The organism is Rhizobium sp. UGM030330-04 (assembly GCF_003208455.1).
Taxonomy (GTDB): domain Bacteria; phylum Pseudomonadota; class Alphaproteobacteria; order Rhizobiales; family Rhizobiaceae; genus Agrobacterium; species Agrobacterium rhizogenes_A.
The window spans coordinates 120,790-143,669 of the sequence record NZ_QKML01000005.1 but is presented as its reverse complement, the minus strand read 5'-3'; the positions used below and the strand labels follow the sequence as shown (position 1 = coordinate 143,669).

17 protein-coding genes and 2 tRNA genes are annotated in these 22,880 nt (G+C 61.0%); 11 read left to right on the top strand and 8 right to left on the bottom strand.

Features of this window, described 5'->3' with window-relative positions; genetic code table 11:
- Window positions 1–203: 203 nt before the first annotated feature.
- Window positions 204–644: an RrF2 family transcriptional regulator gene (locus N434_RS09460; RefSeq protein WP_003520468.1), complete on the bottom strand. Its 441-nt coding sequence runs from the start codon at window positions 642–644 to the stop codon at window positions 204–206.
- A gap of 204 nt (window positions 645–848) precedes the next feature.
- On the opposite strand from N434_RS09460, the gene N434_RS09455 reads away from it, so the two are divergent.
- The 3 genes from N434_RS09455 to cysN are packed head-to-tail and all read left to right on the top strand — an operon-like array spanning window position 849 to window position 4,094.
- Complete coding sequence (locus tag N434_RS09455) at window positions 849–1,631, top strand: phosphoadenylyl-sulfate reductase (RefSeq protein ID WP_181423926.1); 783 nt, start codon at window positions 849–851, stop codon at window positions 1,629–1,631.
- Between the two features lie 28 nt (window positions 1,632–1,659).
- Window positions 1,660–2,613, top strand: a complete 954-nt coding sequence (gene cysD, locus N434_RS09450) for a sulfate adenylyltransferase subunit CysD (RefSeq protein ID WP_065115082.1) — start codon at window positions 1,660–1,662, stop codon at window positions 2,611–2,613.
- On the top strand, window positions 2,613–4,094 hold the full coding sequence (gene cysN / locus N434_RS09445; protein ID WP_110757366.1) for a sulfate adenylyltransferase subunit CysN: 1,482 nt from the start codon (window positions 2,613–2,615) through the stop codon (window positions 4,092–4,094). Before cysD ends, cysN begins: the two co-directional genes overlap by 1 nt.
- Window positions 4,095–4,363: 269 nt before the next feature.
- Here cysN and N434_RS25750 read toward each other — a convergent pair whose 3' ends face one another.
- Window positions 4,364–4,756 (bottom strand): hypothetical protein, encoded by a 393-nt coding sequence (locus N434_RS25750; RefSeq protein ID WP_181423925.1) that lies wholly within the window; start codon window positions 4,754–4,756, stop codon window positions 4,364–4,366.
- Between the two features lie 112 nt (window positions 4,757–4,868).
- Window positions 4,869–4,945 (bottom strand) — tRNA-Pro (locus N434_RS09435).
- 264 nt (window positions 4,946–5,209) lie between these two features.
- Here N434_RS09435 and N434_RS09430 point away from each other — a divergent pair.
- Together N434_RS09430 and mqo are read left to right on the top strand one after the other, a co-directional pair.
- Window positions 5,210–5,632 (top strand): hypothetical protein, encoded by a 423-nt coding sequence (locus tag N434_RS09430; protein WP_065115080.1) that lies wholly within the window; start codon window positions 5,210–5,212, stop codon window positions 5,630–5,632.
- Between the two features lie 388 nt (window positions 5,633–6,020).
- Window positions 6,021–7,754 (top strand): malate dehydrogenase (quinone), encoded by a 1,734-nt coding sequence (mqo, locus tag N434_RS09425; RefSeq protein ID WP_181423924.1) that lies wholly within the window; start codon window positions 6,021–6,023, stop codon window positions 7,752–7,754.
- Between the two features lie 353 nt (window positions 7,755–8,107).
- On the opposite strand, the gene N434_RS09420 is transcribed toward mqo, so the two are convergent.
- Both N434_RS09420 and N434_RS09415 read right to left on the bottom strand, forming a co-directional pair.
- A complete protein-coding gene (locus tag N434_RS09420) occupies window positions 8,108–8,485 on the bottom strand; it encodes a hypothetical protein (RefSeq protein ID WP_110757364.1) in 378 nt (125 codons plus the stop codon).
- 328 nt (window positions 8,486–8,813) lie between these two features.
- Window positions 8,814–8,888 (bottom strand) — tRNA-Gln (locus tag N434_RS09415).
- Between the two features lie 203 nt (window positions 8,889–9,091).
- Between N434_RS09415 and N434_RS09410 the strand changes: the two genes are divergently transcribed.
- Window positions 9,092–10,000 (top strand): MBL fold metallo-hydrolase, encoded by a 909-nt coding sequence (locus tag N434_RS09410; protein WP_065116150.1) that lies wholly within the window; start codon window positions 9,092–9,094, stop codon window positions 9,998–10,000.
- Window positions 10,001–10,258: 258 nt separating this feature from the next.
- Here the strand turns inward: N434_RS09410 and N434_RS09405 are convergent, their stop codons facing one another.
- Complete coding sequence (locus N434_RS09405; protein ID WP_110757362.1) at window positions 10,259–11,179, bottom strand: DUF1499 domain-containing protein; 921 nt, start codon at window positions 11,177–11,179, stop codon at window positions 10,259–10,261.
- A gap of 411 nt (window positions 11,180–11,590) precedes the next feature.
- Between N434_RS09405 and N434_RS09400 the strand changes: the two genes are divergently transcribed.
- From N434_RS09400 to N434_RS09385, 4 genes are all read left to right on the top strand, one after another.
- A complete protein-coding gene (locus N434_RS09400; protein ID WP_110757360.1) occupies window positions 11,591–12,955 on the top strand; it encodes a dicarboxylate/amino acid:cation symporter in 1,365 nt (454 codons plus the stop codon).
- A 150-nt stretch (window positions 12,956–13,105) separates the two neighbouring features.
- Entirely contained in the window at window positions 13,106–13,504 is a 399-nt protein-coding gene (locus N434_RS09395; RefSeq protein WP_065115076.1) for a hypothetical protein, read from the top strand.
- Window positions 13,505–13,695: 191 nt separating this feature from the next.
- Window positions 13,696–14,292, top strand: coding sequence for a demethoxyubiquinone hydroxylase family protein (locus tag N434_RS09390; protein ID WP_110757358.1), 597 nt, complete (start codon window positions 13,696–13,698; stop codon window positions 14,290–14,292).
- A gap of 170 nt (window positions 14,293–14,462) precedes the next feature.
- Window positions 14,463–14,735, top strand: coding sequence for a hypothetical protein (locus N434_RS09385; protein ID WP_080825678.1), 273 nt, complete (start codon window positions 14,463–14,465; stop codon window positions 14,733–14,735).
- On the opposite strand, the gene ppdK is transcribed toward N434_RS09385, so the two are convergent.
- Entirely contained in the window at window positions 14,713–17,439 is a 2,727-nt protein-coding gene (ppdK, locus tag N434_RS09380) for a pyruvate, phosphate dikinase (protein ID WP_110757356.1), read from the bottom strand. The genes N434_RS09385 and ppdK overlap by 23 nt on opposite strands.
- A 227-nt stretch (window positions 17,440–17,666) precedes the next feature.
- On the opposite strand from ppdK, the gene N434_RS09375 reads away from it, so the two are divergent.
- Window positions 17,667–18,644 (top strand): VOC family protein, encoded by a 978-nt coding sequence (locus N434_RS09375; protein WP_110757354.1) that lies wholly within the window; start codon window positions 17,667–17,669, stop codon window positions 18,642–18,644.
- A 739-nt stretch (window positions 18,645–19,383) separates the two neighbouring features.
- Here the strand turns inward: N434_RS09375 and N434_RS09370 are convergent.
- Window positions 19,384–22,851, bottom strand: a complete 3,468-nt coding sequence (locus N434_RS09370; protein WP_110757353.1) for a chromosome segregation SMC family protein — start codon at window positions 22,849–22,851, stop codon at window positions 19,384–19,386.
- Between the last annotated feature and the right edge of the window lie 29 nt (window positions 22,852–22,880).

The window sequence follows — 22,880 nt, the reverse complement described above, 5'->3', positions numbered from 1 at the left end:
CCTGTTTCGTTGTTTGAGCATCCACCACTGCGAAACTCGTGTCACAAGTTGCAGGACCATGTGCCGACAGGCCGGTATGCCCTCTCCCCCGGTCATCCTCGGGCTTGACCCGAGGATCCACAACCCAGCCTGACCATGGATCCTCGGGTCAAGCCCGAGGATGACGGTGGAGTTCGTGGGTGGAGGTCGCGGATGGTGTGGTGCTAGGCCGTCAAAAGCTCGGGCACTTCGACACCGGCCACGGCATCGGCGATGGTGGTGTTGAAAAGGATGTTGCGCGTCGCATCGGCCACGCGGGCAAAGACGTGGCGGATTTCGCACTGCTTTTCACCGTCGCAATCCTCGCAGCGGCGATAGGCGGTCTGCGACAGGCAGGGCAAGGGGGCAAGCGGCCCGTCGATGAGGCGCAGCACCTCGCCGAAGGTGATATCCGCAGCCGGGCGCGCCAGCAGATAACCGCCCTGCTTGCCACGCCGGCTTTCGACAAGGCGTTCCTTCTTCATTTCGAGAAGGATCTGTTCCAGAAACTTTTTCGGAATGGCCTGTTCGCGGGCAATGTCGGAAATCTGCACAGGACAGGCACCGTCGGCCTTGGCCAGCGAAAGGAGCGCCCTCAGCGCGTATTTTGCCTTCTGCGAAATCATCGTAAAACCAGTAGACCACAAGCCCGGAAACCCGGCAATTCCGGCTTAGCGCAGAAGTTGTCACAATTCAAATCCAAGCTGCGAAGAAGGTGAACGGGTATCTTTTGCTCATACCACGCGCGCGAGAGGCATTTTTGCTCTCAAGTGCAGCGCACAAAGACTGTCATTTCTGTTCCATAGGCCGGATTTCAACAATAATCGGCCATGGAAATCCCGGACGTGACAATGACGATCAATTCAGCAAATGCCTCTGCCGATGCCGCCTCCCTCGACGCCACGCTTGCCGGGCTCGATCTGGCGGGTCGGCTTTCGTTTATCGCCGGCCTTGGCGGGCGCGCCGTCTTCACCACCAGCCTCGGCATCGAGGATCAGGTCATCACCGCCGCCATCGGCACGCATCGGTTGCCGATCGATGTCGTGACGCTGGAGACCGGCCGGCTGTTCAAGGAAACCGTCGATCTCATCGATGAAACCGAAGAGCGTTTCGGCATCGAAATCCGCCGCTTCCGGCCGGAGCAGGACGATATCGACGCCTATGCCGAAAAATACGGCCTGAACGGCTTTTACGAAAGCGTCGAAGCCCGTCACGCCTGCTGTCATGTCAGAAAGCTGATCCCGCTCGGCAAGGCGCTTGATGGCGCCGCCTTCTGGATCACCGGCCTTCGTCGCGGCCAGTCCGGCAATCGTGCCACGACGCCGTTCGCCGAGTTCGATGCGGATCGCAATTTCATCAAGATCAATCCCCTGGCTGACTGGGATATCGACCTCATCCGCGAGCATGTCGCCAAGGAAAACATCCCCGTCAACCCGTTGCATCAGCGCGGTTATCCCTCCATCGGCTGCGAGCCGTGTACGCGCGCCATCAAGCCCGGCGAGCCTGAGCGCGCCGGACGATGGTGGTGGGAAAACGACGAGAAGCGCGAATGCGGTCTTCACGTCGCCGGTGCGGAGCAGACATCCGCCGTTTCCGCCATCCCGCAACGATAATCTTTCAGTACATCTCCCGGAGTTCACAATGTCCAACGCAGTCCACGAGACGGACAGCAAGAATACTGTCGCATCCAAGCCGCCGCTCGACCCCCATCTGAAGGCGCTTGAAAACGAAGCCATTCACATCTTCCGCGAAGTCGCCGCCGAATTCGACAAGCCCGTGATGCTCTATTCCATCGGCAAGGATTCGTCCGTGCTGCTGCACCTGGCGCGCAAGGCGTTTTTCCCCGGTCGCATTCCCTTCCCGCTGCTGCATGTCAATACCGGCTGGAAGTTCAAGGAAATGATCGAATTCCGCGACAATATCGTCAAGGAATACGATCTCGACCTGATTTCCTACACCAACCCGCGTGGCGCGTCGGAAAACGTCACCCCCTTCTCACATGGATCGGCGCTCTACACCGACATCATGAAGACCGAGGCATTGCGGCAGGCGCTGGATGCCGGCCAGTTCGATGCGGCCTTCGGCGGTGCACGGCGCGACGAGGAAGCGAGCCGCGCCAAGGAACGCATCTACTCCTTCCGCACGCCCGATCATAAATGGGACCCGCGCAACCAGCGCCCGGAACTGTGGAACATCTATAACGGCATGGTCCGCAAGGGTGAAAGCGTGCGCGCTTTTCCGCTCTCCAACTGGACCGAAGTGGATATCTGGCGTTACATCGAGGCGGAAAACATTCCGCTGGTGCCGCTCTATTACGCGGCCGAGCGCCCATATGTCGAACGCGACGGCATGATGATCCTTGCCGAAGACGAGCGGCTGGAGCTGCTGCCCGGCGAAGAGATCAAGCACGGCTCGATCCGCTTCCGCACGCTCGGCTGCTTCCCGCTGACCGGCGCCATCCGTTCCGAGGCGGCGACGCTTCAGGACGTCATCGCGGAACTCGAAATCGCCACCGTTTCCGAACGGCAGGGCCGCGCGATTGACCGCGACCAGTCCGGCTCGATGGAGAAGAAGAAGCGCGAGGGGTATTTCTGATGAGTGCTGCCGCCATCAATCCCCCCTCTTCCGCCACCATTCTGCCCTTTGCCGAACATTCGAAGGCAACGCGCGATACGCGTCCGCTGCGCCTCATCACCTGCGGCAGCGTGGATGATGGCAAATCCACCCTGATCGGCCGTCTTCTCTGGGACACCAAAGCCGTCAAGGAAGATCAGGCCGCAACCCTGCACCGCGACAGCGGCAAGCAGAACGATCTCGGCCTGCCCGATTTCGCGCTGCTGCTGGATGGTTTGCAGGCGGAGCGCGAACAGGGCATCACCATCGATGTCGCCTATCGTTATTTCGCCACCGACCGGCGCGCCTTCATCGTGGCCGACACCCCCGGTCATGAACAATATACCCGCAACATGGCGACCGGCGCTTCCACCGCCGATCTCGCCGTGTTGCTCGTCGATGCGCGCACCGGCATTCTGGAACAGACACGCCGTCACGCCACCATTGCGGCGTTGATGGGCATCCGGCAATTCGTGCTGGCCGTCAACAAGATCGACCTGACCAACTATGACAAGGCCGGTTTCGAACTGATCGCCCATGAGTTCCGCGATTTCGCCTCCAATCTCGGCATCAAGCAGATCACCGCCATTCCGATGTCGGCGCTGAAGGGCGAAAATGTCGTGCTATCAGGCAAGGCCTCCATGCCCTGGTATGAAGGCCCGACGCTGGTGGAAACGCTGGAGCTTGCCACCGTGCGCTCCGCGCAGTCCGGCGGCTTCCGCCTGCCGGTGCAGCGTGTCTCGCGCCCCGGTGAAAGCTTCCGCGGTTATCAGGGCACGGTTGCCGGCGGTTCGGTAAAGCCGGGCGACAGCGTCGTCGTCCTGCCTTCCGGCATGGTCGCGAACGTCAAGCAGATCGTCACCTTCGATCTGGTGCGCAACGCCGCCGTCGCGGGCGATGCGGTCACGCTCGTCCTCGACCGTCAGGTGGATGTGTCACGCGGCGACATGATCGTTTCCATCGAGGCGCAGCCGCAGACCGGCCTTGCCTTCGACGCCCAGATCGTGGCGTTGCAGCCTGGCGGCATCGAGGCAGGCAAGCGCTACTGGCTGAAAAGCGGCAGCCGCCGCCAGCGTGTCAGCGTGCAGCCTGTCAGCCAGCTGAACCTGAAGGAAGGCGAATGGCAGGCGCATGAAACCTCGCTGCCGATGAATGCCATCGGCAAGGTGCGGCTTTCCTTCGATGAGACGGCGATCTTCGATCCCTATGAACAGAACCGGGCGACCGGCTCCTTCATCCTGATCGATCCCGACACCAACAACACGGTTGCGGGCGGCATGATCGCCGGCAAACGCAGCACGGGTGCGACGGAAGAAAAGGGCGACAGGGTCATCCTCTCGCTGCCCGCGGGCCTTGCTGAAAAGCTGCTGGCGAGCGAACTGCTGGCCAAACACCGCGACGAGATCGACATCCGCCGCACGGATGCGGCGACAGCCTCGCGACTGATCGGCGACCTCGACTGACAGACGCGTATGCAGGCAACAAAAAGCGACCGTCAAGCGGTCGCATTTTTTGTTCGAGAGCCCCGAACCAGCTTAAAATACAAACATATAAAGCAAAATGATCACGAAGATCGGAACGCCCATAGCCCACAATGCGATACCCTTCAGCATGCTATCCTCCATCGTTGTTATGGTTGGATAACGGCGGAGGCGGCTTTCCGATCCATGACGCCCCTGATTTTTACGGGTTGTTTCTCGGCATCGGAAGAAGCCGTTTGTTCATTTGACGTTCATGCGCAAAAGGCGAATTTGCACGTGGTCGCTCCGCCAAGCGGCCCAACAGAGGCTCGTTGTTTGTAAAAACAGCGGGCCTCTTTTTTGATCGCGATAAGTTGATCATCACGATGCCCTTGAAATTCAGGGCCAATGGCGGTGACGGGTAACTTCTTAGGTTGTGGATCAGGATTGGCGATTCTAAGACGACGCGTGTCGCGCGTCCCCTGAAACAAGGCCGCGACATTGAGGCCTGGCGCTTGGCGGAGCGACGGGCCTCTTTCGTTCAGGCAGGCGGTTATGGCAACAAAAGCCCCAAAGGTGGCACCACCGCATCCCAAATCAGGCACCGATTGAAGAGCGGGAATTTGAAGGCACTTATTCGCACCCGCGCCCGGATTTTCAGACAAGAGCGGCGAATACGCTCCAAACCGGTCCGGTTTCGGTACAAGACTTTTATTTGGGGATTTTCAGGAAATATCGGGATCAGTTGCAAGCCGCTGTATCTATTGGGCTTCAAGCTGGTCGGAGTGAGAGGATTCGAACCTCCGACCCCCACGTCCCGAACGTGGTGCGCTACCAGACTGCGCTACACTCCGTGACCAGCGGCGCTTCTATAGACCAGCCTCCGGCATTCGACAAGCGGCTTATTGCATTTTTTATGACAAGTTTTTCGCCTCGGGTGAAACAGCACCGCCAGTCGCCCGCAACACGGGGCGCAAGGCTGCAAAACGTTACAAAAAAGCAATTGTGGCAGGAAATTTTCATCGGGCCGCATACCTCCCCTGCCCGCCGCCGCCAAATCTGCTAGGGGAACGGAATGACCGGCGGGATGCCGGACACGGCACAAAGGACATTTCACCATGCTATTTCGCAGCGTAACGCTCGCAGCGTTTGCCATTGCGCTCTCGGCCTGCACCACCTCCACGGGCGGTTCCACTCCCTCCTTCACCCAGAAGAGCCCCGTTGAAACGCGGTGGGTCGGCCAGTCGGCAGGCATTTTCTTCGCAAAATTCGGCCCGCCGCTGAGCGACACGGAATCCGGCAGCTCGACCATCTATAACTGGCGCGGCGGCTACAAGAAGGCCACCGTTCCGGCCAGGTTCGAAGAAGGCAAGGACGGCAAGAAGGGCCGGCAGATTTCGCCCGCCCGCACCGCCTCGCTCTCCTGCACGGTGCAACTGACCGTTTCCAGCAACTATACGATCACCTCGGTGCGCACGGTCTCCGACCGCCCCGGCGTCAACGGTCCCAGCTACTGCGCGGAATTCCTCGCCGCAAACTGAGCCTTTGGCCCAAAACCGAACAGGCAGGGCCCGCCCGAACCGGCGGGCCTTTTCACTTTTTCGGGATTATCGTCATTTTTCTGAAAAAAATTTTGCGTAAGGCAGGCACCCTGCGGTCCACGACGCCCAGCAAACGGCGTCAGAGGGCCTTTCCGCGATATCCGGCCGGGAGAGGCATTTCAACCGTTTGAAAGCCTCAGCTAATCTTCACAGTCACAAAAATGACGATTGGCAAAACCATAAAATTCGCCGTTGCGACCATATGTCCCGGCAAAACCCATGCAAAAGCGCTTGAACTGGAGTGAATTGCTCCGGGTTGTGCCGCTTTGCGCTTTGCTATAACGGGGCGGTTGGGAGGAGTGTTTTTAACACAAAACAAGAATCAGGTATGGCCGTGACTCCCATCGATCAAGACAAATCCCAGCTCACTGATCTTTCCCAGGACACTTCCCTTTCCCACGCGTTTCCCATGAACCGCCGTCAGGTTCTGGGTGGCGCGCTTGCCGGGATTGCCGCAGCAGCGCTGCCCTCCTCTCCGCTTCTCGCCAGCACGACCGCCAAGAAGGTCGATGTGCTTTTGATCGGCGGCGGCATCATGAGCGCGACGCTCGGTGTGTGGCTGCGCGAACTCGAACCCACCTGGTCGATGCAGATGCTGGAGCGGCTGGATGGCGTGGCGCTTGAAAGCTCGAATGGCTGGAACAATGCCGGCACCGGCCACTCGGCGCTCGCCGAACTCAACTACACGCCGGAAGACGACAACGGCAACATCAAGATCACCCAGGCCGTCAACATCAACGAATCCTTCCAGATTTCCCGGCAGTTCTGGGCCTGGCAGGTGCGCAACGGCGTCTTGAAGAACCCGCGCTCCTTCATCAACCACACGCCGCATATGAGCTTCGTCTGGGGTGACGAGAACGTCGCCTATCTGGAAAAGCGCTATCAGGCGCTCAAGGCCAGCCCGCTTTTCGCCGGCATGGAATATTCCACCGATCCCGAGCAGATCAAGAAGTGGGTGCCGCTGATGATGGAAGGCCGCGATCCTTCCCAGAAGATCGGCGCGACCTGGTCGCCGCTCGGCACCGACATGGAATTCGGCGAAATCACCCGGCAATTCGTCTCACATCTGCAGGGCGACCAGAATTTCGACCTTCAGGTCAATAGCGAGGTTTCCGATATCCAGCGCAATGCCGATGGCAGCTGGCGCGTGACCTATACCAACACCAAGACCGATGCCGAACAGGTGGTGGATGCGAAATTCGTGTTCATCGGCGCCGGCGGCGGCGCACTGCATCTGCTGCAGATGTCCGGCATCCCGGAAGCCGATGATTATGCCGGCTTCCCCGTGGGCGGCTCGTTCCTCATCAACGAAAACCCCGATGTGACGATGCAGCATCTGGCCAAGGCCTATGGCAAGGCTTCGGTCGGCTCACCGCCCATGTCGGTTCCGCATCTCGACACCCGCGTGCTGGGTGGCAAGCGCGTCATCCTGTTCGGACCTTTCGCCACCTTCTCCACCAAGTTCCTGAAGGAAGGCTCCTATTTCGATCTCGTCTCCTCCGTCACGACCAGCAATGCCTGGCCGATGGTGCGGGTGGGCATCGATGAATATCCGCTGGTGGAATATCTCGCCGGCCAGCTGATGATGTCGGATGACGACCGTTTTGCCGCGCTGCAGGAATATTTCCCGAATGCCAAGCAGGGCGAATGGCGCCTGTGGCAGGCTGGCCAGCGTGTGCAGATCATCAAGCGCGACGAGGAAAAGGGCGGCGTGCTGCGGCTCGGCACGGAAGTCGTCTCCGCACAGGACGGCAGCATCGCCGGCCTGCTCGGCGCTTCGCCGGGTGCTTCCACCGCAGCCCCGATCATGCTGAGCGTCCTGGAAAAGGTGTTCAAGGACAAGGTGGCGACACCGGAATGGCAGGCCAAGATCCGCCAGATCGTGCCGAGCTACGGCACCAAGCTCAATGACGACCCGGAAAAGGTACGTGAGGAATGGGCCTACACGGCCGAACACCTGCAGCTGCCCACCCCGCCGCAGATCGACCTTGAGGCACTGAAGGGCCGCGGTGCGGCGCCTGCGGGTGCGCCGGTGAAGAAGGTGCCGGATATCGCGCTTTAAGGCATCGTCGCGAGATTTAGGATTGGACGCCGCGTGTCTCTGGATACGCGGCGTTTTTTGTTGATGCACGCCTTTCCCGCACTCATCCTCGGGCTTGACCCGAGAATGACGGAGGACAGGTTTTCGCGCTTAATGGTATCCTGGGTTATAGCGTGGAGTGGTAAGCCGATCATCATCGGATGACGTCAGGTCACCTTCAGATACCGTTGGAGCGTTACGAGGTGACGCCTGTGGCTTCTGCTGTCTTTCGCTGAGACCCCGAACTTCTCCTGAAATTTCCTTGCATGGTCTCCAGCACGGGAGTGAAGATGGGCGGCGCGGAAGACGAGCTGTGCGCCGCCTGCCCGGCTCTATCAGGACTTCATGTTCAGCAACTCAGGAAAATCATAGTAACGCAACCGCTTGTCACGGCAGCGGTAGTCATTCTTTGAGGCGTCCACGCTCAAATTCTGGTACACGGCTACGCCAATATACGACCAATCGGGGTTGGAACGTTCCGCTGTACGCGTGCAGTAAGCGTAAATCTGCCTTTTAGGATCGAGCAGCACTACGCTCGAAATCTGGGCTTTTGTGAAATAACCGGGTTTGATAGTTCCGCGCATGGCGTCCACATAGTCACGTTTAATCGGTCTGGACGGTGGACGTTGCGAATCCAAAACGGATTGTGGTGCCGGAGTCTGGCAGCCAGCCAATGCAATCGCTGCTGCACAGAGAAGTAAAGTCGTCTTCATTCAATTAAATCCCCAAAAGGCAAGGCACAAGACGCACACTATATCCTACGAATATTGCGATAATATTCGCGACGCACAGGTATCCACAGCCGATAGTATCAAGGTCACTGTTCGATAGTTCGGGCAATAACCATTTATCAATGAGGTTGCGGCGCGCTTCCAGCTTCCTCACTTCCGATGATGACGCCGCTAACTGCTTGGCAGAACATGGGCGACTATCACTCACGCAACATAGGTGGTCGAAAGAGTTCAAATCTTGCGGCAAACGAGTACATAGTGAGGTACGCATCTACGTCTAAGTCTTTTATTTAACTGCGGTAAGAAAATTTGGCTGGGGCGCCAGGATTCGAACCTGGGAATGCCGGTACCAAAAACCGGTGCCTTACCGCTTGGCGACGCCCCAACAGGGCAGCGAAGGCGAAACGCCGCTGCCTGAACCGCGCCTGATTAGCAAAGCCGGACCGGCGCGGCAATGACCCGGCGGCCGTTTTTTTCACAAAATCCAAGCTTTTTGGGTGCCGCGCCGCAGACGGCGTGATAGGGCTTGGCGATTGTGCGGCGGGCGGCGCCGGCACTGGCGGCATGGCATTCATTCAGGAGGTCTTGATGGCGGACCCGGCATTCGATCTCGATTTTCAGCCGGCTTATGGCGAGGCGGTTCCTGTCGCCCCGCTGATCCAGCGCCTCACCGTCAACAATCCGTCCGCCTTCACTTTTCATGGCACCAACTCCTATATCGTCGGCGACCGTTCCGTCGCCGTCATCGATCCCGGCCCGGAGGATGAAGCGCATTTTCAGGCGCTGATGGCGGCGCTGAAGGGCCGCGAGGTCACCCATATCTTCGTCAGCCATACCCACCGCGATCACTCGCCGCTCGCCCGGCGGCTGAAGGAGGCGACCGGGGCGCTGACGGTGGCGGAAGGCCCGCACCGCGCCGCCCGGCCGCTGCATGCGGGTGAGACCAATCCCTTTGCCGAAAGCTCCGACATGGCTTTTGTACCCGATATCGCACTTGGCGACGGGCAGAGCCTTTCCGGTGACGGCTGGGCGCTGACCGCCCTGCATACACCGGGACACACCGCCAACCATGCCGCCTTTGCGCTCGATGGCAGCGGCATCGTCTTTTCCGCCGATCACGTCATGGCCTGGGCCACCACCATCGTCGCGCCGCCGGATGGGGCGATGAGCGATTACATGGCCTCGCTGGAGCGGTTGCTCACCCGTGACGACCGGCTGTTCCTGCCCGGCCATGGCGGCCCGGTCACCGATCCCGCCGCTTTCATGCGCGGGCTTCGCGCTCACCGCCGCATGCGCGAAAAGGCGGTTCTGAAACGTATCCGCGAAGGCGACCGGCTTATCGCCGACATGGTGAAGGTGATCTATGCCAGCACCGACAAGCGCCTGCATGGCGCGGCCGCACTTTCGGTACTCGCGCATATCGAGGATCTGATCGAAAAGGGTGAGGTGCGGACGGATGGCGCGCCTTCGCTCTCGGGTGAGTATTTTCCGGCGTGACGGGATTTTAACCAGCGAGTTCGCAACATGCTTTCGTGCCCGCCGCCCCTTTTCGCTGGAGCATGAGCGGGTGCCATCTGTTTCTTCTCCCCGCCGGGGAGAAGTCCGCGGCAGCGGGATGAGAGGGCGAGATTCACGATTTACGGAGAGGGCTCCCCCCTCATCCGACCCTTCGGGCCACCTTCTCCCCCTCGGGGAGAAGAAACAGGCGGTGAGGTCGCGATCCATCCGGCCGACGTGTAACTTTGCCTTCTGGCTTCAGTTGTCGTTCAGCCCCTGCATTTCCGCATCCAGCGCGTCGAGATAGGCTTCCGCGATCGCAGCACCCATGCCGAGATCGTGCGGGCCGTAGCGGGAGGCGACTCGGACATCGACGATGGTGGTTTCCGCCTCTTCTTTCAGCCGGATGAGAATATCGAAACGCAGGCCCCAGATGCGCGTGCGGGTCTCACCCTGCATCAGCACCACGCCGCTGCCGTTAAAGAAGGTGGGCTGCGGCGCGTCACTCGGCCGCGCCGTGGGCACCGGCACGATGGAGGGCAGGTCTTCCACCGGCCCCTCTTCGGCGGGCGTCGTCTTGTCCTGCTCGGGAATGCCGATTGCGGGCGCTTCCTCGGCACCAATGACGCCCTTGGTATGGGCGATGCGGATATTCTGCGCAACCGCCATTTTTTTGGCGGCGGTGTAGATGCGGTCGATCGCCCCCTCATAACGGCGGCCGGCGAGGCTGGCATAGGCAATCGCCTGCGCGTCCCGGTCCTCTTTCGCAACGGTGGCGGGCCTTGCCAGCCATTGCTGGTTGGCCGTGGGTGTCACCAGCCATTCCGGCACGTCGGTCAGATCGGTGGAAATGTCGTAAATCTTCGGCTGCTGCCAATAAAGAAAGGCGCCGTATCCGGCCACGCCAAGCGGCAGGGCCGACAGAAGCAAGGCGGCCAGCGCCGAAAGCCCGCCGCGCGCGCCCCTGGTCCACAGCCGCTCAAGGCCGACCAGCGCCAGAAGCACGGCCGCGAGAGCGATTCCGGCGGCAATGATGAGCAGCCCGACAAGGTCGGGCGTCGTCAACGGTCCGAACCGATGTATGCCCGCGGCAATGAGAAACAGCGCAAGCGCCGCAAGACCGAGATAACGGGAAAGATAGGCTGCAACCGAAAAAGGCCGGACGAAACGCACAGTCATGGAAGCGGATATCCGTTGGATCCTATTGGCTTGAAAGCGTTGCACCCGAATTCTGGCGGGGAATCACCTGCATATGATGTCATAGACCGGATTTACGGCGAGGAAAACAAAGGACGGGTTCGATCCGCGGGTAAAAGCTGATCACGACGCCCAGGCACCGCTCCTTCACCAAATGCACGGGCTTTCCGGGTCTCCGGCATCTATCATCCCGGCAAGAAGCCGGGGCGGCGAAGAACTAGAATATTTTTCCTGATTTCCTCCATTCAAGAGAATAATACCTCGAGAATGCAACAAATACGCACGTTCATCCCTTAATTGCTGAGGAAATCGGCGTATCCTCGGCGACCTCCCTCGAGAATGCGTGTAAAAAGTGCAACATTCTCGTTTTCTTGCACAATAAAGAGACATGTCATGTCACAGGCAACGACGTCCGCCGGCCCCTCCGGGCCTAAACCCTTTTATCGCAATTTCGGCTTTCAGGTTCTGATCGCCATGGTCATCGGCCTGCTGCTCGGGCTCGTTGCGCGCAACATCGGCCCTGATGCCGCCGGCAGCCCGAACGGGCTTTCGGTGACGCTGCAGACCATCGGCAGCATTTTCGTGCAGCTTTTGCGCGCGCTGGTTCCGCCGCTGATCTTCACGGCCATCGTCGCCTCCATCGCCAATCTCAAGAACCTCTCCAATGCGGCAAAGCTTGTCTGGCAGACACTTCTGTGGTTCGCCATCACGGCGCTCATCGCCGTGGTTATCGGCATCGTGCTCGGCCTCGTCATTCAGCCCGGCGTCAACACGGCGATAGCCAATACGGCCGCCGCCGCCCCCTCCTCCACCGGTTCGTGGCTGGACTTCCTCAAGGGCCTGGTTCCGGCCAACGTCTTCGGCCTCGAAGCGTCGACCAAAATCAGCAACGGCTCCGGCAGCACCTCGCTGAATTTCAACGTGCTGCAACTGCTCGTCGTCTCGATTGCCTTTGGTGTGGCCGCATTGAAAGCGGGCAAGGCGGCGGAGCCGTTCCTCGCCTTCAACCAGTCGCTGCTCGCCATCGTGCGGAAAATCCTGTGGTGGGTCATCCGCCTCACGCCCATCGGCACCATCGGCCTGCTTGGCCGCGCGGTTGACCAATATGGCTGGACGACGCTTTCGCAGCTCGGCTGGTATGCGGCGGCCGTTTATATCGGTCTGGCGCTGGTGCTCTTCGTGGTCTATCCGGTGCTGCTGATCGCCCATGGCCTGAAGCCGTCGCGCTTCTTTGCGGGCGCATGGCCGGCCATCCAGCTCGCTTTCGTGTCGCGTTCCTCCATCGGCACGCTGCCCGTCACCGAAACCGTGACGGAAAAGAGCCTTGGCGTGCCGCGCGAATATGCCGCCTTCTCCGTGCCGCTCGGCGCCACCACCAAGATGGACGGCTGCGCCGCCATCTATCCGGCGATTTCGGCGATCTTCATCGCGCAGTTCTTCCAGGTGCCGCTCGGCATTCAGGAATATGTGCTGATCGTCTTCGTCTCGGTGCTCGGTTCGGCCGCAACGGCTGGCCTCACGGGTGCCGTGGTGATGCTGACGCTGACGCTTTCCACGCTCGGCCTGCCGCTGGAAGGTGTGGGCCTGCTGCTTGCCATCGACCCGATCCTCGACATGGGCCGCACGGCGGTCAACGTCGCCGGCCAGGCGCTGGTGCCCACCATCGTCGCCAAGCGCGAGGGCATTCTCGATGAGGCCGTCTACAATAACGCCAAGGATATCGACGCACTCGACGACAGGGAAGCAGCGCCGGCCTGACAGCGATAATCATGGGGCGTTTCCGGTGAAAAAGGAAACGCCCCATGCGGGCCATTCCCGTTGCCCCCGATAGTTTGGGGTTGACGGCGATAATTTCATCGATAGCGATAGCGGCACGGACAATAACGCAATTTAGAGCGGAAACTGTGCATGGCGAAACGTAACTGGATCTATGTCGGCCTGCTTGCTTTCATCTCGCTTGGGCTTCTGATCGACGCGGCCGTCTGGCCTGCCGGGCCTCCAGCATCCTTTACCGCAAACGATCTGGTGCAGATGATCGGCATCATCACGCTGTTTGCCTGGTGGCAGATAGAGGATGCCGAAAAGCGGGACCTCCGGCGCAGCTCCGCCGCCAAGATCACCACCGTTCTGCTCGCACCCATCGGGCTTGCGATTTACCTCTATCAAACCCGCCGGTGGACCCGCGCCACGCTCGGCCTCTTCGCGTTTATCGGCGGCATCGTCCTCATCGCCATCCTCACACTTCTGCTTGGCGACTGGCTCATTCAACAGGGTTTGTTCCCGCCGTCTTTTCTTCGCGATTCGTGAGCGAAATCAGGACGTTTGGTTCGGAACGACGGAGGCTGCGGAATCTGCATCTCCGCTTTGGCGGATACAACTTTCCGCGCCAAATGGGGTTCTCCCGGCATCGAAACAGGCTTATCAATCGTGGTCACAACCGCCTCTCTTAGTGCCGGTAGCATCTGCTGCATTTAGCTGGAATGGAACGCGCTTTGGTAATGTTTCGAACGTCTGGCAGTCCCGGCAAAGACGACCCGGCGCGTACCGTTCGGCGCATTCTCAAGGTCAATCACGCCGGCGAGTTTGGCGCCATTCGTATCTACGGCGCACAGATATGGATGGCTCACCGGCTGTTTCCAGACATCGTACCCGCTCTTCAGGAAATGCGGAAAGACGAGATCGATCATTGCCGCCGGTTTCGGGACGCCATGCCATCCAGAAGCGCAAAGCCTTGTCGTGTAATGGCGTTTTGGAGCCTTGGCGGTTTCCTGCTCGGTTTTCTGACCGCGCTCGGCGGACGCAACATGGTCTGGATTTGCACCGAAGCCGTTGAAAGCACCGTTCACCGCCATCTGGAAGATCAATTGGCCTTCCTGCAAACAAGAGATCCCGAGCTGCATAGGCTTATCGCTTCAATTCAGGAACAGGAATTGGCTCATCTGCACGAGGCAGAGAAAAACCAGACGACGCGCGGTTTGGGCCATATGCTTCTGCTGCCGATTATCGGCTTTCTCACCGATCTGATGATCTGGCTCTCGACATGGGGAGACTCAAGCTGGATGCGCGCTGAAATGGCGCGTTCCAGACAGTCCTGATGCCGAGGCTCAAGCAAGTGGATGCCGGTTCAAGGCCCACATGACGGCGAAGAAGTTCCCTTGCCAAACGCAACTTTCCGCCCCAACGCGGCTTTTCCCCGTATCAAAACAGGCGTATCAATCGCGGCAATAAAAGTGCCGTACGGCTGTCATGTTAAGGGAGAAACAAGATGCGTGTTTCCATCGTCCTCGGTTCGCTTGCCGCCCTCATGGCGCTCACCGCCTGCCAGACGCTGACGCCGGAAGAGCGCCGGGCGCGGGATGAGGCGACATGCCGGGGTTATGGTTTCCGCCCCGGCACGGACCCGATGGCCGGTTGCCTTCTCGATCTGGAAATGGACCGCCGCGCCGACAACCGCGCCTGGCAGGCGCAGATGAACCGCGACATGTTCTACCGGCCGGTCGTCGTCGAGCGTCAGATCATCGTCCGACAGAACCCCTGACGGGAATGAAGGCGACATTGCTCGCCACCCTGCCCTCATCCCTCTTCGCCGCCAGCGTTGCCTGCGCCGCCGCCAGGCGGGCGATGGGCACGCGGAAGGGCGAGCAGGAAACGTAGTCGAGATCGGCATCCTCGCAGAAATGGATCGAGGCCGGATCGCCGCCATGTTCACCGCAGATGCCGAGCTTCAGTTCCGGCCGCGTCTGGCGGCCGCGTTCGGCGGCAATGCGGATCAATTCTCCCACGCCGTCGAAATCGAGCGAGATGAACGGGTCGCGCTCGATGATGCCCTTGCGCTGATAGGTATTGATGAAACGCGCCGCATCGTCACGGGAGATACCGAAGGTGGTCTGCGTCAGGTCGTTAGTGCCGAAGGAGAAAAATTCCGCCGCTTCGGCAATGACATGGGCACGCAGGGCAGCACGCGGCAGCTCGATCATGGTGCCGGTGAGATATTCGATCTCCATGCCGGTCTCCTGCGCCACCGCAGCGGCGACGCCGTCGATGACTTCGGTGACGTAATCCAGTTCCGAACGCAGACCGACCAACGGCACCATGATTTCAGGCACGACCGGCGCGCCGGTGATGCGCGCCGCGGCAACGGCGGCTTCGAAAATGGCGCGCGCCTGCATCTCGGCGATTTCCGGATAGGAAATGGCGAGACGGCAACCGCGATGGCCGAGCATGGGGTTGAATTCGTGCAGCGCGTCCAGCCGCTGGCGGAACACGGTCTGCGGCATGCCCATGGCGGCGGCCACTTCGACGATTTCGCCATCGGTCTTCGGCAGGAATTCGTGCAGCGGCGGGTCAAGCAGGCGGATCGTCACCGGCAGGCCGTGCATGATCTGGAAAAGCTCGGTGAAATCCGAACGCTGCATCGGCAAAAGCTCATCGAGCGCCGTCCGCCTGCCCTTTTCGCTTTCGGCGAGAATCATCTCGCGCATCACATGGATACGGTCGCCCTCGAAGAACATATGTTCGGTACGGCAGAGACCGATACCTTCCGCGCCGAAGGCGCGGGCGGCGCGGGCGTCGGCCGGTGTGTCGGCGTTGGTGCGCACCGTCATGCGGCGCAGGCTGTCGGCCCACTCCATCAGCTTGCCGAAATCGCCCGAGAGTTCCGGCTGCGTCATCGGCACCTCGCCCTTCAGCACCCGGCCGGAAGAACCGTCGATGGTGATGACATCGCCGCGCTTCAACATACAGCCGACGCCGATCAGCACCTTGTTGCGCATGTCGACGCGCATGGAGCCGGCGCCGGTGACGCAGGGAATGCCCATGCCGCGTGCCACCACGGCGGCGTGGCTGGTCATGCCGCCGCGCGTCGTCAAGATGCCTTCGGCGGCGTGCATGCCGTGGATATCTTCCGGGCTGGTTTCGATGCGCACCAGAATGACGCGGCGACCTTCGGCTTCCGCCGCAACCGCCTCTTCGGCGGTAAAGACGATTTCGCCCGTCGCCGCCCCCGGAGAGGCGGGCAGGCCGGAGCCGATGATGGGGCGCGATGTGCCGGGATCGATGGTGGGGTGAAGCAGCTGGTCGAGCGACGAGGGCTCGATGCGGCAGACGGCTTCTTCCTGCGAAATCAGCCCCTCTTCCACCATATCGACGGCGATCTTCATCGCCGCGCGGGTGGTGCGCTTGCCGGAGCGGGTCTGCAACATCCAGAGCTTGCCGCGCTCGATGGTGAATTCCAGATCCTGCATGTCGCGATAATGGGTTTCCAGCCGCTTGCAGATCGCCAGAAATTCACTGAACGCCTCCGGCATCAGCTTTTCCATGGAAGGCTTGTCGGAGCCGGAGGCAAGACGCGCGGCCTCGGTGATCGACTGCGGCGTGCGGATGCCCGCCACCACATCTTCCCCTTGCGCATTGACGAGGAATTCGCCGTAAAGCTCCGCCTCACCCGTCGAGGGGTTGCGGGTAAAGGCGACGCCGGTTGCCGAGGACGAGCCGAGATTGCCGAAGACCATGGCCTGAACGTTGACCGCCGTGCCCCAGTCCCCCGGAATATTGTGCAGGTGCCGGTAGGTCACGGCGCGGTGGTTGGTCCAGCTGGCGAAGACGGCGCCGATGGCACCCCAGAGCTGCACGTGACAGTCCTGCGGGAAGGCTTCGTCCAGCTCATCCTCGATCAGCTTTTTATAAAGCGAAACGACATGCTGCCACTCGACCGCCGACATGTCGGTATCGTATTCATGGCCGAGGCGGCCTTTCTCGTCCTCGAGAATTTCCTCGAACAATTCGTGGTCGAGGCCCATGACCACATCGGCATACATCTGGATGAAGCGGCGGTAGCTGTCCCAGGCGAAACGCGCGTCGCCCGCATCATGGCCCAGCGCCTCGACGGTGCGGTCGTTGAGACCCAAGTTCAGCACGGTATCCATCATGCCGGGCATGGAGGCGCGCGCGCCGGAGCGGACGGAGATGAGCAGCGGCGACTGGCTGCCGCCGAAGGTCTTGCCGGTCACGGTTTCCATGCCGTGCAGGCCGGCCATGACCTGCAGCTTCAGCTCTTCGGGAAGATCGCGGCCATTCTTGTGATAAAGGGCGCAGGCGTCGGTTATGATGGTAAGGCCGGGGGGAACGGGAAGGCCGAGACTTGCCATTTCGGCAAGGTTCGCACCCTTGCCGCCCAATATCGCAACGTCACCTGCCCTGCCTTCGGCCGCACCATTGCCGAAGGTATAAACCCATTTTTTCATTCCACGCTCTCCACCCAGAAGCGTTGTCATTTTTCTATCATCTACAGCATTGCCGGCATGTTGGAAACGCCACAACGTGCAGTTTACATCGCAGTGCAGCATAATTGCGGCGAATCCGGTGCCAGAATTGCCTTAAACACAAAATAACAGCAGGACTGACGCATTCGTGTAGTGCGCAGAAACGGAGTGTTCCCTAACCATTATCATCGCCGACAAAGAGATTATTCATGCAATTTACTCGCCGCCACACGTTGAAATTCGCCGGAATTTCTTGCGCCGCCACCGCTTTCGCCGGCGCGCTCAAAGCCGAGGGCGGCACGCCCGCCGCAAATGCCGCCACCGCACTGCCCTTTGCCCTGACGACACCGATGCATATCGGCCAGGCCGCGCTTCGCGTGCGCGATCTCGACCAGATGATCGACTATTACCGGTCGGTGCTGGGCATGAACGAGGTGGAACGCACGGCGAGAGGCGTGACGCTGGGTGTCGGAAGCGTGCCGCTGCTCGATCTCGTCCACAAGCCGGCGGCCGATTACGAAAGTCCCACTTCCGCCGGCCTGTTCCACATCGCCTATCTGATGCCGAGCCGTAAGGATCTGGCCCGCTGGCTGGTGCATGCCGCGCTCCGGCAGGTGCCGCTTTCGGGTTTCGCCGATCACAATGTCAGCGAGGCGATCTATCTCAACGATCCCGAGGGCAACGGGATCGAGGTTTACAGCGACCGGCCGAAAGACACATGGGTGTGGAGCGGCCGTGTTGTGAAAATGGGCACCGAACCGCTTGATGTGGACGATCTGGTGAAGCTGACCGACACCAAAAGAAGCGACTATGTGACTGCCCCGCCGGCCATGCGCATCGGGCATATTCACCTCAGGGTCGGCGGGATTGCCGCCGCTCGCGCCTTTTACGAAGAGGCTGTCGGCCTGCAGCCGACACAGGATGCACGTTCGGACGCATCGTTCCTGTCTTCGGGGGGATATCACCACCATCTGGCGGTAAACAGCTGGAACAGCCGGGGCGCGAAGGCGCGCAACGCCACCGAAACCGGCCTCGACTGGTTCTCAATCACCGTTCGCAATCCCGACGATCTCGAGGCGCAGAAGACGCGGCTCAGGGCAGCCGGCTATGTGCTGGTGGAGATGGAAAACGATGTGGTTGAGGCTATCGACCCATGGGGCACGCGGCTGCGGCTGGTGCCGGGGTGAGTGGTGGTTGGTCTCCATGCATGATGCGGAGCACACTGCGCGATTGACGGTTACGGCGGGTTAAGCGTTTAGAGGGCTTCGCAGCATCATCTCCTTCCGACATTCCGGCCTTGAAACGCTACTGTCCGGTTTAAATTTCGAGCATTGGGACAGGAATGACGTATGGCCATCGTCCTATGAATGGCAAACCTCGCCAAACACTCCGACGTCATCCCCGGGGCCTGTCCCGAGGATCTGCAACGGATTGATTTTTTGACCTGTTTAGATCCTTGGGACAAGCCCAAGGATGATGTCGAGAAAATGCGCAACGTTCACCGCTAGCTTCCAGGCCATATAAGGTATCCAGAAATTTAAACGGGGCGGCAGCAGCCTTGCGCCGGAATCCAGCCGACGCGCGTCTGCGCGTCGGGAAGGACGCTTTTCAGCCCAAGGACTTGGGCTGGCTGGATACCGACTCAAGGCCTGAATGACGGAGGAGGTTTGCGCCCCGGAAACGATTACCAGCCATGCAGCCACCTCGCCCTCAGAGCCCGGAAAAGAAAGCCTTGCGAGGCCACGGCAGCGGCCTCGCAAGGCATTCCATCCGGTACAGGAAACCGGATGGTGGGGTCTGGTGAGAGCCCTTGGTTGTTTCGAAAAACATAGCAAAATGCCGCGTGATGTCGCTCACCCGAATGGGTGATACGGCCAGATAAATTCACATTGAGCAAAAGTCGGGGCTGATCCCGGACAAGCCGCCTCAGACGGCCTCACGCAGCTGTTCGGCGGTCTGCAAATCCACCGATACCAGTTGCGATACACCCTGTTCGGCCATGGTGACACCGAACAGGCGGTTCATGCGCGCCATGGTGATGGGATTGTGGGTGATGATGACGAAGCGGGTTTCGGTGGAGGCCACCATCTCGTCCATCAGGTTGCAGTAACGTTCGACATTGTGGTCGTCGAGCGGCGCGTCCACCTCGTCCAGCACGCAGATGGGGGCGGGATTGGTGAGGAAGACCGCGAAGATCAGCGCCATGGCCGTCAGCGCCTGCTCACCGCCGGAAAGCAGCGTCATGGTCTGCGGTTTCTTGCCCGGCGGACGGGCTAGGATTTCCAGGCCCGCTTCCAGCGGATCGTCGGATTCGATCAGCTGCAATTCCGCCGTGCCGCCGCCGAAGAGATGGGTGAACAGCCGCTGGAACTGCGAATTGACCACATCGAAAGCGGCAATCAACCTCTCGCGGCCTTCGCGGTTGAGGTTCTGGATGCCGGCGCGCAGCTTGCGCACGGCGTCGATGATGTCGTCGCGTTCCTTGATCAACGCCTCGAGCTTGGCGGAAAGCTCGGCCTGCTCTTCCTCGGCACGCAGATTGACGGCGCCAAGCCTTTCGCGTTCGATCTTCAGCCGGTCGAGATCGCGCTCGACATCGCGAATATCGGGCTTGGGCTGGTCCGGGCCAAGGCCGGTCAGGCGGAACGCCATATGCGGCTCGGTATTCAGCGTTTCGCGGATGCGGTGTTCGGTTTCCTGCCGCTTTTCGCGGGCGGAAACCAGACGTTCTTCGGCGCGGCCGCGCTTTTCGCGGGCTTCGGCCAGTTCCGAAAGCGCCGTTGCCGCCACACGGTCGGCGGCGCGCTGCAGGTTTTCCGCTTCGGCCAGCCGGTCGGCGGCCTCGCGGCGGGCATCCTCGGTCTTCTGCAATTCATTGAGGAGGTTGCGGCGTTTTTCGTCAAACTCCTCCGGCGCTATGTCCAGCTCGGCGATTTCCTCGCGCGCCTCTTCCTCGCGTTCGCGCAATATCGCGATGTGATCGGCCGCACTGGCCGCCCGCGATTGCCAGGTGGAGCGCTCCTGCCCTATCGCCTGAATTCTGCGCTGGCGGCTTTCCGCCTCGCGGCTCACACCCTCATGGCGGGCGCGGGCCTCCGCCAGAAGGCCGCGGTCGGTCGCAACTTCGAGCTGGCTTTCGCGCAGCCGCAGATCGAGCACGGAAAGATCGGGCGCATCTTCCATTTCGATGCGGGCGTTTTCTTCCTGAACGGCGATCTCGTCGATCTGCGCGCCGATCTGGTTCAGTGCTTCGGACACGATATCGCGACGGCGCAGCAGATCGCCCGAGGCCCGTTCGGCCGCAGTCAGCGCCTCGCGCGCCTCGGCAAGATGGCGGGTCGCAAGACGGCTTCGGTCGCGCACTTCAGAGAGCCGCAATTCGCTGCTGCGGATATCCTCGGTTCTGGCGGCAAGCTGGTCTTCGGCCTCATCCAGAATGGAGCGGGCCTCATCCAGTTCTGTCTCGATTTCAGCGAGGCGGTTCTTCTGCGACAGGCGAAGTGCTGCGGCACCCGGCGCATCGGCGCTAGCGATGTGACCGTCCCAGCGCAACAGCGCGCCTTCGCGCGTCACCAGCCGCTGGCCGGCCTTCAAATGCGGCAGCAGGCGCAGGGCTTCCGCCGTGTTGGCGACGACGCCAATCTGCGCCAAAGCGCGGCGCAGGGCTTCCGGCGCCCGTGCATAATCCAGAAGCGGTTTCGCACCCTGCGGCAGCGCGGGATCATCCGCGCCATCGCCATTGCCGGCCCAATAGGCGGGCGCGGCGGGATCGAGCGAGCTTTCGAGATCGTCGCCGAGGGCGGCACCCAATGCCGCCTCGAAACCGCGCTCCACCGTCATTTCTTCCGCCACCGGCGTAAAGCTGCCATTGGCGGCGGCGCTGGAAGCAAGGATTTTGGTGATAGTGCGCGCTTCCGTATCGAGCGCGTTCAGCCGATTTCGCGCCGTTTCCAGCGGCGCGCGCGCCAGCGCTTCGGCGGAACGGGCCTCCGCGACGGCGGCTTCGGCTTCCTCCACCACGATCAGGGCATCCTCGACCGCGATCTCCGCCGCCTCGACCGCTTCGCGCCGTTCGGACGGATCGGGAAGGCCGGAGAGTTTTTCGTCGATGGCATCGATCTCGGCGGATGCTTCCTGTGACTGTCGCTCCAGCCTCAGCTTGCGATCCGAAAGATCACGGATCGCCCGCTCCAGCTGCTGACGCGCGGCAGCGGCTTCGGCCCGCTCAGCCGTAATGGCAGTAAAAACGGCTTCGCTTTCCGCAAGCTTGACAGCCGCGGCTTCGAAGGCTTCGCGCATCTCTTCCGCATGGCGGCCGGAATCGGAGAGGATTTCGAGAAGTTCGGCCTCTTCCTCATCGAGCCGTGCGAGTATCTGGGCATTGTCCGAGACCAGCCGTTCCTCACGGATAATATCCTCGCCAAGCTGCGACAGGCGGCGGGCCAGCTCGTCGCGGCGGCGCAGAAGGCGGTTCGCTTCGTCGTCCAGCTGGGTGCGGGCGATCTGCAGTCGTTGCAGGGCGGCGGCGACACGCGCCTCGTCCTCACGCAGTTCCGGCAGTTTGAGGCTGGCGATGCCCTGCTGCTTGGCCGCTTCCATCTGGCCTTGCGCCTTTTCGGCGACGATATTCGTGGCCTGATTAAGCGCGCTTTCCGCCTCGCCTTCGGCTTCCTTCGCCTCCACCCAGCGGATGTGCAACAGGGTCGCCTCGCGGGCGCGGATATCGGCTGACAGCATCTTGAAACGGTTGGCCTGCCGTGCCTGGCGTTTCAGGCTTTCGATCTGGCTTTCCAGCTGGGCGGTCACATCCTCCAGCCGCTCCAGATTGGTCTCGGCGGCGCGAAGGCGAAGCTCGGCTTCGTGGCGGCGGGAATGCAGGCCGGAAATGCCGGCCGCCTCTTCCAGCAGCTGGCGGCGGGCCTGCGGCTTGGCGTTGATGAGTTCGCCGATACGCCCCTGCCCGACCATGGAGGGAGAGCGGGCGCCAGTGGAGGCATCCGCGAACAACAGCTGCACATCCTTGGCGCGGGCTTCCTTGCCATTGATGCGGTAGACGGAGCCGTTTTCGCGCTCGATGCGGCGTGTGACCTGAATTTCATCGGCATCGTTGAAGGCGGCAGGCGCGGTGCGGTCGGAATTGTCGAGGTAAAGGCCGACTTCGGCAGTGTTGCGGGCCGGGCGATTGCCGGAACCGGAAAAGATGACGTCATCCATGCCGGAGGCGCGCATGTTCTTGTAGGAATTCTCGCCCATCACCCAGCGCAGCGCTTCGACCAGATTGGACTTGCCGCAGCCATTCGGCCCGACGACACCGGTCAGCCCCGGCTCGATGATGAATTCGGAAGGTTCGACGAAGGACTTGAAACCGACGAGACGGAGCTTGTTGAACTTCATGCCGTCACGCCCCGGCAAGAAGACGGGCA